The organism is Burkholderia sp. AW49-1 (genome assembly GCF_053427845.1).
In genome coordinates, this window is record NZ_JBSAXF010000112.1 from 1 (window position 1) to 412 (window position 412).

General features: G+C 68.9%; 1 protein-coding gene. It reads right to left on the reverse strand.

Annotation, left to right across the window (positions count from 1 at the left end):
• Nucleotides 1-412: amidohydrolase family protein (locus tag ACV22W_RS33635; protein WP_448023843.1), on the reverse strand; the 412-nt coding region annotated here is incomplete at both ends.

Genomic DNA, 412 nt, shown 5'->3' on the forward strand with positions numbered 1-412 from the left:
GCCCGCGATGTCGTCCTCCGCGCACGCGAAGAAATCGCGATCCGGGACCACCAGGTCGGCGAGCTGCCCGACCGCGATGCGCCCCTTCTTGCCCTCTTCGTTCGAGAACCACGTCACGTACTCGGTCCACATGCGTAGCGCCGTTTCGCGATCGAGCAGGTTGCGCTGCGGATACATGCGCAGGCCGCCCACCGTCTTGCCCGTCACGAGCCATGAGAGCGACACCCACGGGTTGTACGACGCCACGCGCGTCGCGTCGGTGCCGGCCGATACCTTGAGCCCCTTGCCCAGCATCTTCGCCACCGGCGGCGTGGCTTCAGCCGCCTGCGCGCCGTAGCGCTCGACGAAGTATTCGCCCTGGTACGCCATCCGGTGCTGCACCGCGACACCGCCGCCGAGCGCGGCGATCCGG